We start from the raw sequence: 14592 nt of genomic DNA on the forward strand, positions 1-14592 counted from the left end.
GTAATCCTGCGTTTTGGCTGGACTGGCGCGACGCGCACTATAAGCCGGACGCCCAAAGGGCGGCTAGCATGCCTTGAGTCGTGGCTAAGTGCCAGCCCCGTTCGGCTGGACTGCCACTGGTCATTCAGGTAGCTTTGCCGGTTACGCGGGAGCGTTCCAGCTCCTAGACTCAGACTTTTTTCCGCGCGCACGCATTGATCACCCTCAACTGAACGACGCGCATGGTCTGGCCAGGCATCGCCTGCGCTCCAATCATTCATCAGTCACTGACCCAAGGTTCTCCATGGCTCAATACGTCTTCACCATGCATCGGCTGGGCAAAGTTGTTCCGCCGAAGCGGGAAATCCTGAAAAACATTTCGCTGTCCTTCTTCCCCGGCGCCAAGATCGGCGTTCTCGGCCTCAACGGTTCGGGTAAGTCCACGCTGCTGAAAATCATGGCCGGCGTCGACACCGAGTTCGAAGGCGAAGCCCGTCCGATGCCGGAGCTGAACATCGGTTATCTGCCGCAAGAGCCGCAGCTGGATCCGACCAAGACCGTGCGTGAAGTGGTCGAGGAAGCGGTCAGCGTGATCAAGGACGCCCAGGCGCGCCTGGACGAGGTCTACGCTGCCTACGCCGATCCGGATGCCGACTTCGACAAACTGGCCGCCGAACAGGCCAAGCTCGAAGCGATCCTGCAGGCCAGCGACGGTCACAACCTGGAGCGCCAGTTGGAAGTCGCCGCCGATGCGCTGCGTCTGCCGGCCTGGGACGCGAAGGTCGAACACCTGTCCGGTGGTGAAAAACGTCGTGTGGCCCTGTGCCGCCTGCTGCTGTCCGCGCCGGACATGCTGCTGCTCGACGAACCGACCAACCACCTGGACGCCGACTCCGTTGCGTGGCTCGAACACTTCCTGCACGACTTCCCGGGCACTGTGGTAGCGATCACGCACGACCGTTACTTCCTGGACAACGTCGCCGGCTGGATTCTGGAACTCGACCGTGGCGCAGGCATTCCTTACGAGGGCAACTACTCGGGTTGGCTGGAAGCCAAGTCCGATCGTCTGGCCCAGGAATCCAAGCAGCAGTCGGCTCACGAAAAAGCCATGAAGGAAGAACTGGAGTGGGTGCGCAAAGGCGCCAAGGCCCGCCAGTCGAAATCCAAGGCCCGTCTGGCCCGCTTCGAAGAAATGCAATCGCAGGAATTCCAGAAGCGCAGCGAGACCAACGAGATCTACATCCCGGCCGGTCCGCGCCTGGGCGACAAGGTCATCGAATTCAAGAACGTCACCAAGGGCTACGGCGATCGCGTACTGATCGACGACCTGTCGTTCTCCATGCCGAAGGGCGCCATCGTTGGCGTGATCGGCGGTAACGGTGCCGGTAAATCGACGCTGTTCCGCATGCTGATGGGCAAGGAAACCCCGGATTCGGGCAGCATCGAAATCGGCGAAACCGTACAGCTGGCTTGCGTCGATCAGAGTCGCGAAGACCTGGACGGCAGCAAGACCGTGTTCCAGCAGATCTCCGACGGTTCCGACCAGATCCGCATTGGCAGCTACGAGATTCCGTCGCGGACCTACGTCGGTCGCTTCAACTTCAAGGGCGGCGATCAGCAGAAGTTCGTCAAGGACCTGTCCGGTGGTGAGCGCGGTCGTCTGCACCTGGCGCTGACCCTGAAGGAGGGCGGCAACGTCCTGCTGCTCGACGAACCGTCCAACGACCTCGACGTTGAAACCCTGCGTTCCCTGGAAGAAGCCCTGCTGGACTTCCCGGGCGCCGCCATTGTGATCTCCCACGACCGGTGGTTCCTTGACCGCGTCGCGACCCACATCCTGGCGTACGAAGACGACTCCAAAGCGGTGTTCTTCGAAGGCAACTACACCGAGTACGAAGCCGACCGCAAAAAGCGCCTCGGAGAAGCAGCGGCCCAGCCACACCGGGTACGCCACAAGAAACTGGCCTGATCACAGGTTGGTTGCATGAAAGAACGGAGCCTTCGGGCTCCGTTTTTTTTGCCGGGTGTTTTTCAGCGAGTTGCTGGTGGATCCTTCGCGAGCAACAGTTGGTGCAAGATCTGGTTCCGCGCTCACCATTCAGGTGCAAAACCGGTCGAAAACCACGTTTATTTATATCCATTGCACCATTTAATTTCAGAACTGCGACATTTTGCGCTGTTCCGGTGCGCGTTTCGTTTGTTACAGTCCGGCTCAATCTCTTCCAACGACAATAACTTTGCCGAGACTTTCCCATGATCGAATCTGTCGAATCCTTCCTTGCGCGACTGAAAAAACGCGACCCGGATCAACCCGAATTCCACCAGGCCGTCGAAGAGGTCCTGCGCAGCCTGTGGCCGTTTCTCGAAGCCAATCCGCACTACCTGACCTCGGGGATTCTGGAGCGCCTCTGCGAGCCGGAGCGGGCAGTGGTGTTCCGCGTGTCGTGGGTCGACGATCAGGGCAAGGTTCAGGTCAATCGCGGTTTCCGCATCCAGATGAACAGCGCCATCGGCCCCTACAAGGGCGGCCTGCGCTTCCATCCTTCGGTGAATCTGGGCGTGCTGAAATTTCTCGCCTTCGAGCAGACCTTCAAGAACTCCCTGACCTCGCTGCCCATGGGCGGCGGCAAGGGCGGTTCGGACTTCGATCCGAAGGGCAAGAGCGACGCCGAAGTCATGCGCTTCTGCCAGGCCTTCATGAGCGAGCTGTACCGCCACATCGGCGCCGATGTGGATGTGCCGGCCGGCGATATCGGGGTGGGCGCGCGGGAGATCGGTTTCCTGTTCGGCCAGTACAAACGCCTGAGCAACCAGTTCACCAGCGTCCTGACCGGCAAGGGCATGACTTACGGCGGCAGTTTGATTCGCCCGGAGGCCACCGGTTTCGGTTGCGTGTACTTCGCCGAGGAAATGCTCAAGCGCAGCGGGCAGGCCGTCGAAGGCAAGCGTGTGGCGATCTCCGGTTCCGGCAACGTTGCCCAATATGCGGCGCGCAAAGTCATGGACCTGGGCGGCAAAGTGATTTCGTTGTCCGACTCCGAAGGAACGCTGCTGTGCGAGGCCGGCCTGAGCGAAGAACAGTGGCTGGCACTGCTGGAGCTGAAAAACGTCAAGCGCGGACGGATCAGCGAACTGGCAGCGACGTTCGGCCTGGAGTTTCGCGCCGGTCAGCTCCCGTGGTCGCTGCCGTGTGACATCGCGCTGCCATGCGCGACCCAGAACGAACTCGACGCCGAATCCGCCCGTACACTGCTGAAAAACGGCTGCGTGTGCGTGGCCGAAGGCGCGAACATGCCGACCACGCTGGAGGCTGTGGATCTCTTTATCGAGGCTGGAATCCTGTTTGCGCCGGGCAAGGCATCCAACGCGGGCGGCGTGGCGGTGAGCGGTCTGGAGATGTCGCAGAACGCCATGCGCCTGCTGTGGACGGCGGGTGAGGTGGACAGCAAGCTGCACGCGATCATGCAGTCGATCCACCACGCTTGCGTGCATTACGGTCAGGAGAACGGGCGGGTCAACTACGTCAAGGGCGCGAACATTGCCGGCTTCGTCAAGGTCGCCGATGCAATGCTCGCTCAGGGTGTGGTTTAAGACGCCTCGATGCGGATCACTTCAATCATCTGATCGCCGGCCGGGCGCTGCCACAGCACTTCGTCGTTGAGACGCGCGCCGAGCAGCGCGCGGCCCAGCGGTGACCCCCAGTTGATCAGCCCACGGGCGGCGTCGGCCTGATCTTCGCCGACCAGTTGCACGCGGCGTTCAGTGTTGTGTTCGTCGGCGTAGACCACCCAACTGCCGATCTGCACCTTGTCGCTGGACGTGGCGGCGGGCACCACCTGGGCGCTGCCGGCCCGATGATTGAAATAGCGCAGATCCCGTTCGAGATCGGCCAGGCGCTGTTTGTCAGCCTGCTCGCCCATGGCCGACTGTTCGGCATGCAGGGCTTGCAGCTCGGCGACCCTGGCCTGCAACTGCGCCAACCCTTGCGGCGTGACGTAATTGGGCTGCGCGCTGACCTGCCGTTCGACCGGCTGATCGGCTTGCGCGGCGGCGTTGTCCTCGTTGACGAAAGCGCGGCTCATGGTGGCCTCCCGTTGATGAACGTTGGGCCATGCTCGCAGGCATTTGGTTTCACTGAATGTCTGGAAGCGACTATTGCGAGCGATAAGCCCGCCCGGCGTCCTGATCCTTCTGTTGCTGCCAGGCACGCTCGCGCTGGTCCCAGTGTTCGTTGCGATAGTCTTCGCGATCCTTGTTTTCCAGCATCGCCTGGCACTGGCGGAAACCGTCCGTCCAGCCCTCGGCGTATTGCTTGTCCTTGAGATAGCGCGGCACGTTCTTGCGAAACTCGCCGCTGATCGAGCCGGCGGCCTGCCGACCACTGATGCATCCGTCATCGAAACCATCGGCGAAGGCCGGTGGATAACCCCGGGCGATCAGATCCTCGTGGGTGGACTGGCATCCGCCCAGCAACAACAAAGCGCCCAACAAACCCGCGTACCGCCACATCGCACTCTCCCGAGCCGTTTCACGGCTGATACGCAAAGTCTAGAAGCGGATTCGTCGGGCGTGCGTGAAAGGCGTGTGAGTAATTCGTTGGGTCAGTAGTGATACCACTTCACTTCCAGCATCACTTCCGTCTCCGGCGTCGCCAGGTGGCTGAACTCGCGTTGTGCCGTCAGGCGCAGGCCAAGGTTGCGCGACAGTTCCCACTGCTGGTTCAGGCTCAGGCTGCGGCGCACTTCGCCATTGGTGAAGTAATCGCCCTTGGCTTCCACGCTGAGATTGCCCAGCGGGTTTTTCCACAGCACGCCGCTGTTGAACCCGGCGGCGGGGGCGATGAACCCGGCGAAATCGTTGTTGTGCTCGACACGCACGGTGCCGAGGGCAAAGCCGAGCACGTTGTCGCCCAACTGCCAGGTGCCACCGCCGCCGCCGTTGACGTGGCTGACCAGGTTCTCATCGTCATGCTTGCCCGGCACCCGCTCCAAGCCGCCGGTGACTTGCCACGACAGCGGTTGCAGCAGCGCATTGCGCGGGGTCAGCGAGCGGATGGTCGCCAGATCCAGTTGCTGGAATTGCCATTGGTTGCCTTCGTACTGGCGCAGCTTCATCTGGAGGATTTCGATCTGCGCGCCGAGGGGGAAACTCTCGGCGTTGTCGTTCAGGTCGTGATAGGCCATGCGCAAGCCGTACTCGCCGAACGCACGGTCGCCCCGGGTGCCGAGGCCGGCCTGCCAGGTCCGCGATTCGTGACCGTCTTCGGGCAGGCCCGGTTGCGGGATATCCAGCTCCGGTGCCGGGTTCTTGTTGATCGCTCGCAGCAGTTCGAAACTGCGTTGCACCCGTTGCGGGTCCCGTTCCTGGCCATTGGCGCGGTAGCGTTCCAGGCGATACGCCGCGTCGATGATCAACGCCTGGCGATCGCGGGGCAGGGCGGTAAATGCCGGGTCCTGCAATTGCTGCTGATCGGCGCTTACTTTCAGCACCCACTCCTGTTCCTCGCCGCTCAACGGTTCGGCGCGGGCCAGCAATTCACGCTCGCGGGAAGGGCGGTATTCGATGTGCTCCACCAATCCGGCTTCCTTCACGGCCTTGACCGTGTCGGTGGGGATGGCGGTCAGCGGGAATTGTTCGGTCAGGCGCAGGCTCGGGCGGGCCACTTGCAGCAGTTCGAGCAGACGGTAGGAGCAGTTTTCGTCGAAGAAGAAATAGTCGAACTGGATCTGTTTCAACTCCCACACATGCTCGACCATGCGTGCGGTTTCTTCCTGGGTCAGGTTCAACCGGTATTCCCACAGGTCACGGTTTTCCAGACTGCGGTATTCCGAGAGTTTTTCCTGATAGGGCACCAGTGCGAACAGCCCCGGATAGCCGCCCATCAAGCCTTTCCAGGCGTACAGAATGCTGTTGTCCGAGCCTTCGATGTAGGCGCCGAAGTTGATCGCGTAACTGAGCAGCGAAGTCTTGTCGCTTTGCACGTCAGCCTGGTCGATGCGCAACAGCGTATGGCCGAACATCGACGACGGGCTGTTGAGGTAGGCCGCCGGGAAGATCATCACCGCACTGTGCGGCGAAACATCCTTGAACCATTTGTTGAACTCGGCGCAGTCCGGCGTCGGCAGGTCGGTGAGATTGAGCTGTGCTTTGAGCCAGCGGGTGCGCGCCGGGTAGACACATTGCGCGTGTTGCTCGCCGGCACTGGCCGGGGCGTACAGCGCTTGCACGGTGGCTGCCAGTTCATGGTCGGGATGTTCATTGCCGTCCGGGGCGAGGAAGAATTTCTTGTCGCTGACATAGCTGCGCCAGCCACCGAGCTTGGCGGTTTCGTAATGGCCGAGGGAGATCCAGAAGCGGTCGTTGGCCAGTTGCTGCAAACGTTGAGGGTCGATGTGGGGCGCGGCGGACAGCGGGGCGCAGACACAGAGCGCCAGCCAGGCAAGGCGTTTGAGCATAGGTGGCAACTTAAGTCGAAAAGAAACAAAAGACCCAAAGCGGGCAGGTCCAAAAAACAAAGACCCGCTTCCCGAAAGAAGCGGGCCGGGTCGAGCTTAAGCCTGCGTTGCGTACTTGGCCAGACGAGGGTCTGCTTTCAGAACGGCCAGGGTGTTGGTATGCACGTCTTCGGCAGTCACGTCAGCCTTGCTGAAGATCTGCTGGAAGTGCTCGTGAGTGACGGCGGCGAAGTGCGCGCGGTCTTCCGGCGCCACGCCCAGTACCACGGCATAGGTCGTCAGCGCTTCGCCGTTGCCTTTTGCCATGTCTTCGGACAGCTCGTTCATCATGCCATTCATGGCAAACCAGGATTTGCCGCCGTAGGTCAGCGACGCGTTGGTGGAGCAACCGTTGGTCCCGGAAGTCATACCGAAAGTCGCGTTACCGGAAGTGCCGTTGGTGGTGGATGCCAGGAAGTGGGCCGGGGTGCCACGCTGACCTTCGAACAGCATGTTGCCCCAACCGCAATCGGGACCGCCTGGCGCCTGAGCCATGGCGTTGATGGATACAGCGGTGAAGAGAGTACCGAGAAGAATCCGTTTCATAGCTTTGTTCTCTTTGTGTGCATACCAATGGACAGGGTTCTGGCTCCTGCTCTCTACCGAAACCCGCCGCATGGCGAGGTTTCGTACAGACCTGTGGTGCCAGTGGGCCGGTATTAGTTCCAGCCGCACGGTTTGGAGTTTAGGCACGTTCCCGTGGTTCCGTGACTTTTTGCTCAATATTCGTTGAAAACCCCGGTTTCAAGGGACGCGCCGTGGGATGGGGCGCTTGTCTATGCTTTGTCATGTGGCGCGCCTTGCCAGTGGGGCACGGGCAGCGCCAGAATGCCGCTATCTGCCCCGCCTGATTGTTAAGGAAGCCCGATGCCTGATCCTGTTGCTGCCAGCTTGCGTCTAGCGCCCGAAGCGCTGACTCGTCCGTTTTCCGCTGAACAGTTCAGCTTCACTACCACCAATGATCTGGAGCCCTTTCGCGGTGTGCTTGGCCAGGAACGCGCGGTTGAAGCGTTGCAGTTCGGCGTGGCCATGCCACGCCCCGGTTACAACGTGTTTGTCATGGGCGAGCCGGGCACCGGCCGCTTCTCGTTCGTCAAACGTTACCTGAAGGCCGAAGGCAAGCGCTTGCAGACCCCGGCGGACTGGGTCTACGTCAACAACTTCGATGAGCCGCGCGAACCCCGCGCACTGGAATTGCCATCCGGCACCGCCGCAGCGTTCATCGGTGATATCAACAGCCTGATCGACAACCTGCTGGCGACGTTCCCGGCGGTTTTCGAACATCCGTCCTACCAGCAGAAGAAAAGCGCCATTGACCGCGCCTTCAACCAGCGCTACGACAAGGCTCTGGACGTGATCGAGCGCCTGGCGCTGGAAAAGGACGTCGCCCTGTATCGCGACAGCAGCAACATCGCCTTCACCCCGATGCTCGAAGGCAAGGCGCTGGACGAAGCCGAATTTGCCCAGTTGCCGGAAGCCGAGCGCGAGCGCTTCCACGAGGACATTTCCAACCTCGAGGAACGCCTCAACGAAGAACTCGCCAGCCTGCCGCAATGGAAGCGTGAGTCGAGTAACCAGCTGCGCCAGCTCAACGAAGAAACCATCACCCTGGCCTTGCAGCCGCTACTCGCGCCGCTGTCGGAAAAGTACGCGGAAAACGCTGCCGTTTGCGGTTACCTGCAAGCGATGCAGGTGTACCTGCTGAAAACCGTGGTCGAGCAACTGGTGGACGACAGCAAGACCGACGCTGTCGCGCGCAAGATGCTGGAAGAGCAATACGCCCCGAGCCTGGTGGTCGGTCATCCGGCCAGCGGCGGTGCGCCGGTGGTGTTCGAGCCACATCCGACCTACGAAAACCTGTTCGGGCGCATCGAGTACACCACCGATCAGGGCGCGCTCTACACCACGTATCGCCAGTTGCGTCCGGGTGCGTTGCACCGGGCCAACGGTGGATTCCTGATCCTTGAAGCGGAAAAAATGCTCGGCGAGCCGTTCGTGTGGGATGCGCTGAAACGCGCCCTGCAATCGCGCAAGCTGAAAATGGAGTCGCCGCTGGGCGAGATGGGCCGCTTTGCCACGGTGACCCTGACCCCGCAGCACATTCCGTTGCAGGTCAAAGTGATCATCATCGGTGCGCGGCAGTTGTATTACACGCTGCAAGACCTCGATCCGGACTTCCAGGAGATGTTCCGCGTCCTGGTCGACTTCGATGAAGACATCCCGATGGTCGACGAGAGCCTGGAGCAGTTTGCCCAGTTGCTGAAGACCCGCACTTCGGAAGAAGGCATGGCACCGCTGACCGCCGATGCGGTGGCGCGCCTGGCGACTTACAGTGCGCGGCTGGCCGAACATCAGGGGCGCTTGTCGGCGCGCATCGGTGATCTGTTCCAGTTGGTCAGCGAAGCGGATTTCATCCGTCACCTGGCGAACGACGAGATGACCGACGCCGGCCACATCGAGCGTGCGCTGAAGGCCAAGGCGACCCGGACCGGGCGCGTGTCGGCACGGATTCTCGACGACATGCTCGCCGGGATCATCCTGATCGACACCGATGGTGCGGCGGTCGGCAAGTGCAACGGCCTGACCGTGCTTGAAGTCGGCGATTCGGCGTTCGGTGTACCGGCGCGGATTTCCGCCACGGTCTATCCCGGCGGCAGCGGCATCGTCGACATCGAGCGCGAGGTCAATCTCGGCCAGCCGATTCACTCGAAGGGTGTGATGATTCTCACCGGGTATCTGGGCAGCCGTTACGCCCAGGAATTCCCGCTGGCGATTTCCGCGAGCATCGCGCTCGAGCAGTCCTACGGGTATGTCGACGGCGACAGCGCTTCGCTGGGCGAGGCCTGCACGTTGATTTCGGCATTGTCGAAAACCCCGCTCAAGCAGTGCTTTGCGATCACCGGTTCGATCAACCAGTTTGGCGAAGTGCAGGCGGTGGGCGGGGTCAACGAGAAGATCGAAGGCTTCTTCCGCCTCTGCGAAGCACGCGGGCTGACCGGCGAGCAAGGCGCGATCATTCCGCAGGCCAACGTTGCCACGCTGATGCTCGACGAGAAGGTGCTGGCGGCGGTGCGTGCCGGGCAGTTCCACGTCTACGCCGTGCGCCAGGCCGACGAGGCGCTGAGCCTGCTGGTGGGCGAACCTGCCGGTGAGCCGAACGCCGAGGGCGAATTCCCCGAGGGCAGCGTCAACGCCCGGGTGGTGGAGCGCCTGCGGGTGATTGCCGAGATGATCAGCGAAGACGATCTGAAAGAAGCCGAGAAGGAGTTGGCGCAGGAGGCGCTGGCGGAAGCCAAACCGGCGTGAGCCTGATCACGTAGGGCCGGACCTTGTGGGAGCGGGATTGCTCGCGAAGGCGTCGTGTTTCAGCATTCATTTGACTGACACACCACCTTCGCGAACAAGCCCGCTCCCATTGGGTTTTGCAGCCAACGTCGGCGAAAGTGCCATCACTCTGGCGCCAATATTCACACTATGACCATTCGGCGCATTCTGGTCTCGTTCGGTTGGCGTGCTGAACTTTTCTTCTATTCTCAGCTCAAGGACATTAAGCATCACAGGATCGAAACAGCCTTCCCGTGTGGGCTGAATACCGGCTTCACCGAGGGTCGCCGCCATGTCGCGCAACCTCTGCCTCACCCGTCAGTGCCTGGGTCTTGTGACCCGTATCGAATGCGCCATCAAGCCTCTGGCTGGCGACAACGGCATGTGGACGCTGCTCTTCGCCGCCGGCATGGCCGGTGAACAACCCTCCGCCATCAAGGCCCAAGGCCCGTTTCATGGACCGATCGCCGCCGAGTCGATCCTCGACACCATCGTGGAAAGCCTGACGATGCACGGCTATGAATTGGCGAACGATCCGCAGATCTGGAGCCTGCACCTGCAAGCCCAGCTTCGGCAGATCAACGGTGGGCGCGGGCGCAGCCTTAACAGCTAACCCGCTTCAGGGCGCCGTGCCTGATTGGGGGGCCTTGTCGAGTTTGACCTCGAAGCCGTACTGCACGGTGGCGAGGTCGGTTCGCTGATAAGTTTCCACCTGCGTCGGACGGCCGTAGAAATAATGTACGCCGAACAATGCCGGGCCTTCTGCGCCGGCGTCGTGGCTGACCGAAAGAATCTGCTTCAAATAGTTGCCGCTGTCGTCCTTGACGAAAAACCGCCATTCATTGGCCGGGAACAACTTCTGATCCACCACCAATGCGTTGTTGCGAATCTCCAGACCCTTGGGCAGGGATCTGGCGTCGTGGCTCTGTTTGGTGACGGTGGCCAGAAACAGCGGCATCGAACCGATGGCGATCGCCGGGGTTTCCGGAAACAGGTTCAGGTCGTAGGTGATGACCGACTGCAGCGGGTCGACCTGATAGGCCTCCGCCGGCAGCTCGATCGGTTCATCCCGTTTGCCACTGCTTTTTTCGGTGAAAAAGGTCACCGGGCTTTCGCCGGGGCTGAAGTCGTCGCCGAGCAATTCATCGTTGAAGGTCTTGCGGTGATCGAACTCGATACGCGCGGCGCTCGGCTCGTCCACGGACTGGTGGATGTGTACGCTGGCCTTCAGTTGCTCCTCGGTCAGGCTCGCGCCCTTGAGCCAGTTCGCCGCCTGGTCGTCGTAGACCGTCACCGGCAGGTCCAGCGGTTGCACGGTTTTGGCCGTGGTGTGCGAGTCGAATTCGCGCACTGGCAGGTCGAGGGTCTTGCGGGTTGTCGTGGCTTGCGAGAAATCCAGTACGGTGACTTCAAGTTTGTCGATCGAGCCTTTGAAGTACACCTTGTTGTAGCGGCGCGGGTGTTGTTGTTCAAAGGTGCGCTGGTCGACATCCAGTTGTTGCTCGAGGCTGTCGCTCCAGGCCTTTTGTTGTTGCAACTGCGTCAGTTGTTTCTGATAAAACGCCACCTGTGCGGGGCTTTCGTTGATCGAGCCGGCGCGCACCAGATATTGCCCGGACGTGTCGCGGGCCTGGACGAGCAGCGGGTTGAGTGCGGTATTGGCGACCTCCGGGGCCAGCGGCAGGCTGTTGCTGAATTCGACTTCGGCGTAGTTCTTTTCCAGTTTCAGCAGGGTGACGCTGAGGTTGCCATCGGTGCGGGTCTGGCCGACGTCCTGCTTGCCCAGGTCAAAACTGTGCAGGCGTTTCGGCGCGATGACTTCGACCTGGCCTTGCAGGCTCACCGGTTGTGGCTGGTTTTTCTTGTCGACATCCAGGCCGTCGATGAACGGATAGGTCACGGTCAGATCGTCAGGGTTGGTGACGTTGGAACTGGACGGACTCAGCTGGATGCCCGGATCGGTTTCCGACCATTCCGGCTGGAAAGCGATCACCCGTTTATTGCTCAGGGTCACCGATTGCCAGTCCACGCCGTGGGGGAACAGAAAACCGCCCGGCACGTTGAGATTGAACGGGAAGACCGGTTGCAGATCGGTGAGGTAATCGGAGCTGGAATCCTTGTGCAGCACGAACAGGCCACTGATGAAGGTATCGACCAGCGCTTGCGGGGAAGGGTAATGCTTGAGGATGCCGAGGGCGTCCTCGCCGTATTCGGTGTGCACCGGTTTGCTGTCGAGTCGCTGTTGGGCGCGTTCGAGCAACAGCAACGAGCCGCCGAGTTCAGTCACGGCGTCCTTGAGTTTCGGGTCGGTGATGGCGTCGAGCGATTGTTCGAACTGCGCGGTCTTTTCCTCAAGGCCGGGCACGTGCTTTTCGTCGCCGGGGGAGCAGCCGGCAATCAACAGGGCGAGGCAAGTTCCGGTCATCGTCAACGGCAATCGCACTTCCATTTCCAGTCGTCCTGTCCACTGTCGCTGGGCTGTCAATGGTTTGGACACTAGCAGAAAAACCTTGATACACACACGCAGGTGGCGGATTTCCGGGCGGTTTCTGGCTGTCATGGGCGGCTGGTATACTCGCCGCCATTTCCACCCCTTTGTGTGAGATTCAATGGAACGCTTTATCGAAAATGCAATGTACGCCACGCGCTGGCTGCTGGCGCCGATCTATATCGGCCTGTCCCTCGGGCTGCTGGCGCTGGCACTGAAATTCTTCCAGGAAGTCGTCCACATCCTCCCTAACGTGTTCTCGATGGCCGAGTCGGAACTGATTCTGGTGCTGCTGTCGCTGATCGACATGGCGCTGGTGGGTGGCCTGCTGGTGATGGTGATGATTTCCGGCTACGAGAACTTCGTCTCGGAACTGAACATCGACGAAGGCAAAGAGAAGCTCAGCTGGCTGGGCACCATGGACTCCTCGTCGCTGAAAATGAAAGTGGCGGCGTCGATCGTGGCGATCTCCTCGATCCACCTGCTGCGGATCTTCATGGACGCCAAGAATGTCGATCCCCAGCACCTGATGTGGTACGTGATCATCCACATGACCTTCGTGGTTTCGGCCTTCGCCATGGGTTACCTGGACAAGCTCACCAAGCACTGATCCGCCGCTGATCGCTGCAAAGATACCGCCCGTCTGTTGCGAAACAGACGGGCGGTGTCGTTTATGGCTTGTGCTTTGTTGCGCCGAGGCATATCCCTGTAGGCGTCCTGATTCGCCCGCACGAGGTGCGTTCATGAACCTGCAAGAGTTGAATGCGTTTGCCATGGCCCGCAAGGTCGATGAGCTGAACCTGATCTCCATGGAAGGCGGGATCTACCTGCTCGAAGCGCGGATGCACGGGGCGGCGTACCCGCTGAGTGATCCCAGCGGCAAGATGCTGATGCTGCGCTCGGTGGAGCATGCCCGCGATATCCTGCACAACTTTCCGGTGTTGCCGTTCAACCTTGTGCACACCTCGGTTCACGATGAGATGTGTGGCCTGGGGGCCAGTGGCGAGGACTGCCTGAAGATGCCGCTCGCCTGGCGCTCGGCCCTGTAGGTCCGGCGCCCCATCGATGGGGGCATCTGTGCTAGTCTGCTCGCCCTTTTGGTTCCGGGCGCGCCGGGACGCGCTGTGCTTGCACGGCAGGTCCTGAGGCCGTCCGCACAGCGGAGCAGTGTCATGTCCGAAGTAAATCTGTCCACCGACGAAACCCGCGTCAGCTACGGCATCGGCCGTCAGCTGGGTGACCAGCTGCGCGACAACCCGCCACCGGGTGTCAGCCTGGACGCCATCCTCGCTGGCCTGACCGACGCCTTCGCCGGCAAGGAAAGCCGTGTGGGTCAGGAAGAAATGTCCGCCAGCTTCAAAGTGATCCGCGAGATCATGCAAGCTGAAGCCGCTGCCAAGGCTGAAGCTGCAGCCGGCGAAGGCCGTGCGTTCCTGGCCGACAACGGCAAGCGTGACGGCATCACCACCCTGGCTTCCGGCCTGCAATTCGAAGTGCTGACCCAGGGCGACGGCGCCAAGCCGACCCGTGAAGACAACGTGCGTACTCACTACCACGGCACGCTGATCGACGGCACCGTGTTCGACAGCTCCTACGAGCGTGGCCAGCCGGCAGAATTCCCGGTTGGCGGCGTGATCGCCGGTTGGACCGAAGCCCTGCAACTGATGAATGCCGGCAGCAAATGGCGTCTGTACGTGCCGAGCGAACTGGCTTACGGCGCTCAAGGCGTTGGCAGCATCCCGCCGCACAGCGTTCTGGTGTTCGACGTCGAACTGCTCGACGTTCTGTAAGACCTGGCCTGTCTCCGTGGCAGGCTGATGTGGGAGGGGCGCACCGCCGCTCCCACATGTTCTGCGGCGTTCCTCATAATTCGATCTTGTGATGCAGCTCACTGGTCGGGCGCAAGGCCCGGGCATAGCAGAACAGGAACAGGTTGCGCACCAGCTCCTTGAGCACCACCGGTTCGCTGGAACTCAGGCCGCTGACGTCCAGATCGCCTTGATCCTGCAGCTCATGCAGCGCTTCTTCTTCCAGAACGGCACAGACTTCCCCGGTTTCCCGGTGCAGGATTCGCAGATACGGATGCGGGCGATCCAGCCAGGCGTCGATCAAATAAGTCATGGTTCTCATCTCCATTGAAAGGGTTTCAATGAGAATAATTCTTATTCGTCAAATAGCAAGCGCCTATTGGCGGTTTGTGATTTTTTGCGGGTAAAGATTGCGTAAGGTCAAAACGGCTGGCGTTTGGCTAGTGCGCGGATTTGTCGCGGGGGAAGGGCAGGAGTGGTGCGCCCAAACCCCCCCCGG

At 61.0% G+C, this 14592-nt stretch carries 14 protein-coding genes; 7 read left to right on the forward strand and 7 right to left on the reverse strand.

Going from position 1 to position 14592, the window contains the following annotated elements; all coding sequences use genetic code 11:
* The first annotated feature begins 283 nt into the window (after positions 1 to 283).
* A complete protein-coding gene (ettA, locus tag N8H74_RS18955) occupies positions 284 to 1948 on the forward strand; it encodes an energy-dependent translational throttle protein EttA (RefSeq protein WP_217830073.1) in 1665 nt (554 codons plus the stop codon).
* A gap of 284 nt (positions 1949 to 2232) precedes the next feature.
* Complete coding sequence (gdhA, locus tag N8H74_RS18960; RefSeq protein ID WP_262149444.1) at positions 2233 to 3570, forward strand: NADP-specific glutamate dehydrogenase; 1338 nt, start codon at positions 2233 to 2235, stop codon at positions 3568 to 3570.
* On the opposite strand, the gene N8H74_RS18965 is transcribed toward gdhA, so the two are convergent.
* The 4 genes from N8H74_RS18965 to N8H74_RS18980 all read right to left on the reverse strand — a co-directional run bounded on the left by N8H74_RS18965 (position 3567) and on the right by N8H74_RS18980 (position 7019).
* The gene (locus N8H74_RS18965; protein WP_262149446.1) at positions 3567 to 4061 is read right to left on the reverse strand and encodes a GreA/GreB family elongation factor; all 495 of its coding nucleotides are present in this window, start codon (positions 4059 to 4061) and stop codon (positions 3567 to 3569) included. The two genes, gdhA and N8H74_RS18965, sit on opposite strands and share 4 nt — an antisense overlap.
* 70 nt (positions 4062 to 4131) lie before the next feature.
* Positions 4132 to 4488: a hypothetical protein gene (locus tag N8H74_RS18970; RefSeq protein ID WP_217830070.1), complete on the reverse strand. Its 357-nt coding sequence runs from the start codon at positions 4486 to 4488 to the stop codon at positions 4132 to 4134.
* Between the two features lie 92 nt (positions 4489 to 4580).
* Entirely contained in the window at positions 4581 to 6434 is a 1854-nt protein-coding gene (locus N8H74_RS18975) for a DUF4105 domain-containing protein (RefSeq protein ID WP_262149448.1), read from the reverse strand.
* A gap of 96 nt (positions 6435 to 6530) precedes the next feature.
* Complete coding sequence (locus N8H74_RS18980; protein WP_007950971.1) at positions 6531 to 7019, reverse strand: DUF3015 domain-containing protein; 489 nt, start codon at positions 7017 to 7019, stop codon at positions 6531 to 6533.
* Positions 7020 to 7340: 321 nt separating this feature from the next.
* Here N8H74_RS18980 and N8H74_RS18985 point away from each other — a divergent pair, with 321 nt between their 5' ends.
* A complete protein-coding gene (locus N8H74_RS18985; RefSeq protein ID WP_217830068.1) occupies positions 7341 to 9779 on the forward strand; it encodes an ATP-binding protein in 2439 nt (812 codons plus the stop codon).
* A 66-nt stretch (positions 9780 to 9845) separates the two neighbouring features.
* Here the strand turns inward: N8H74_RS18985 and N8H74_RS18990 are convergent, their stop codons facing one another.
* A complete protein-coding gene (locus N8H74_RS18990) occupies positions 9846 to 10091 on the reverse strand; it encodes a hypothetical protein (protein ID WP_217830067.1) in 246 nt (81 codons plus the stop codon).
* Between N8H74_RS18990 and N8H74_RS18995 the strand changes: the two genes are divergently transcribed.
* A complete protein-coding gene (locus N8H74_RS18995) occupies positions 10090 to 10410 on the forward strand; it encodes a hypothetical protein (RefSeq protein WP_217830066.1) in 321 nt (106 codons plus the stop codon). The two genes, N8H74_RS18990 and N8H74_RS18995, sit on opposite strands and share 2 nt — an antisense overlap.
* Before the next feature lie 6 nt (positions 10411 to 10416).
* On the opposite strand, the gene N8H74_RS19000 is transcribed toward N8H74_RS18995, so the two are convergent.
* Positions 10417 to 12246 (reverse strand): hypothetical protein, encoded by a 1830-nt coding sequence (locus tag N8H74_RS19000; protein ID WP_262149450.1) that lies wholly within the window; start codon positions 12244 to 12246, stop codon positions 10417 to 10419.
* 160 nt (positions 12247 to 12406) lie between these two features.
* On the opposite strand from N8H74_RS19000, the gene N8H74_RS19005 reads away from it, so the two are divergent.
* The 3 genes from N8H74_RS19005 (at position 12407) to N8H74_RS19015 (ending at position 14075) form a co-directional block, all read left to right on the forward strand.
* A complete protein-coding gene (locus N8H74_RS19005; RefSeq protein WP_217830064.1) occupies positions 12407 to 12895 on the forward strand; it encodes a TIGR00645 family protein in 489 nt (162 codons plus the stop codon).
* Positions 12896 to 13028: 133 nt separating this feature from the next.
* The gene (locus N8H74_RS19010; RefSeq protein ID WP_217830063.1) at positions 13029 to 13334 is read left to right on the forward strand and encodes a DUF6482 family protein; all 306 of its coding nucleotides are present in this window, start codon (positions 13029 to 13031) and stop codon (positions 13332 to 13334) included.
* A 123-nt stretch (positions 13335 to 13457) separates the two neighbouring features.
* A complete protein-coding gene (locus N8H74_RS19015) occupies positions 13458 to 14075 on the forward strand; it encodes an FKBP-type peptidyl-prolyl cis-trans isomerase (RefSeq protein ID WP_217830062.1) in 618 nt (205 codons plus the stop codon).
* Positions 14076 to 14148: 73 nt separating this feature from the next.
* On the opposite strand, the gene N8H74_RS19020 is transcribed toward N8H74_RS19015, so the two are convergent.
* Complete coding sequence (locus N8H74_RS19020; protein ID WP_217830061.1) at positions 14149 to 14406, reverse strand: hypothetical protein; 258 nt, start codon at positions 14404 to 14406, stop codon at positions 14149 to 14151.
* Positions 14407 to 14592 lie beyond the last annotated feature (186 nt).

It is taken from the genome of Pseudomonas sp. B2M1-30, assembly GCF_025447575.1.
GTDB lineage: Bacteria > Pseudomonadota > Gammaproteobacteria > Pseudomonadales > Pseudomonadaceae > Aquipseudomonas > Aquipseudomonas botevensis.

Coding starts and splice junctions, on each gene's coding strand:
- N8H74_RS19005 (WP_217830064.1), top strand. CDS start 12,407: ATGGAACGCTTTATCGAAAATGCAATGTACGCCACGCGCTGGCTGCTG.
- N8H74_RS19000 (WP_262149450.1), bottom strand. CDS start 12,246: ATGGAAGTGCGATTGCCGTTGACGATGACCGGAACTTGCCTCGCCCTG.
- N8H74_RS18975 (WP_262149448.1), bottom strand. CDS start 6,434: ATGCTCAAACGCCTTGCCTGGCTGGCGCTCTGTGTCTGCGCCCCGCTG.
- N8H74_RS19010 (WP_217830063.1), top strand. CDS start 13,029: ATGAACCTGCAAGAGTTGAATGCGTTTGCCATGGCCCGCAAGGTCGAT.
- N8H74_RS18985 (WP_217830068.1), top strand. CDS start 7,341: ATGCCTGATCCTGTTGCTGCCAGCTTGCGTCTAGCGCCCGAAGCGCTG.
- N8H74_RS18980 (WP_007950971.1), bottom strand. CDS start 7,019: ATGAAACGGATTCTTCTCGGTACTCTCTTCACCGCTGTATCCATCAAC.
- gdhA (WP_262149444.1), top strand. CDS start 2,233: ATGATCGAATCTGTCGAATCCTTCCTTGCGCGACTGAAAAAACGCGAC.
- N8H74_RS19020 (WP_217830061.1), bottom strand. CDS start 14,406: ATGACTTATTTGATCGACGCCTGGCTGGATCGCCCGCATCCGTATCTG.
- N8H74_RS18965 (WP_262149446.1), bottom strand. CDS start 4,061: ATGAGCCGCGCTTTCGTCAACGAGGACAACGCCGCCGCGCAAGCCGAT.
- N8H74_RS19015 (WP_217830062.1), top strand. CDS start 13,458: ATGTCCGAAGTAAATCTGTCCACCGACGAAACCCGCGTCAGCTACGGC.
- N8H74_RS18970 (WP_217830070.1), bottom strand. CDS start 4,488: ATGTGGCGGTACGCGGGTTTGTTGGGCGCTTTGTTGTTGCTGGGCGGA.
- N8H74_RS18995 (WP_217830066.1), top strand. CDS start 10,090: ATGTCGCGCAACCTCTGCCTCACCCGTCAGTGCCTGGGTCTTGTGACC.
- ettA (WP_217830073.1), top strand. CDS start 284: ATGGCTCAATACGTCTTCACCATGCATCGGCTGGGCAAAGTTGTTCCG.
- N8H74_RS18990 (WP_217830067.1), bottom strand. CDS start 10,091: ATGGCGGCGACCCTCGGTGAAGCCGGTATTCAGCCCACACGGGAAGGC.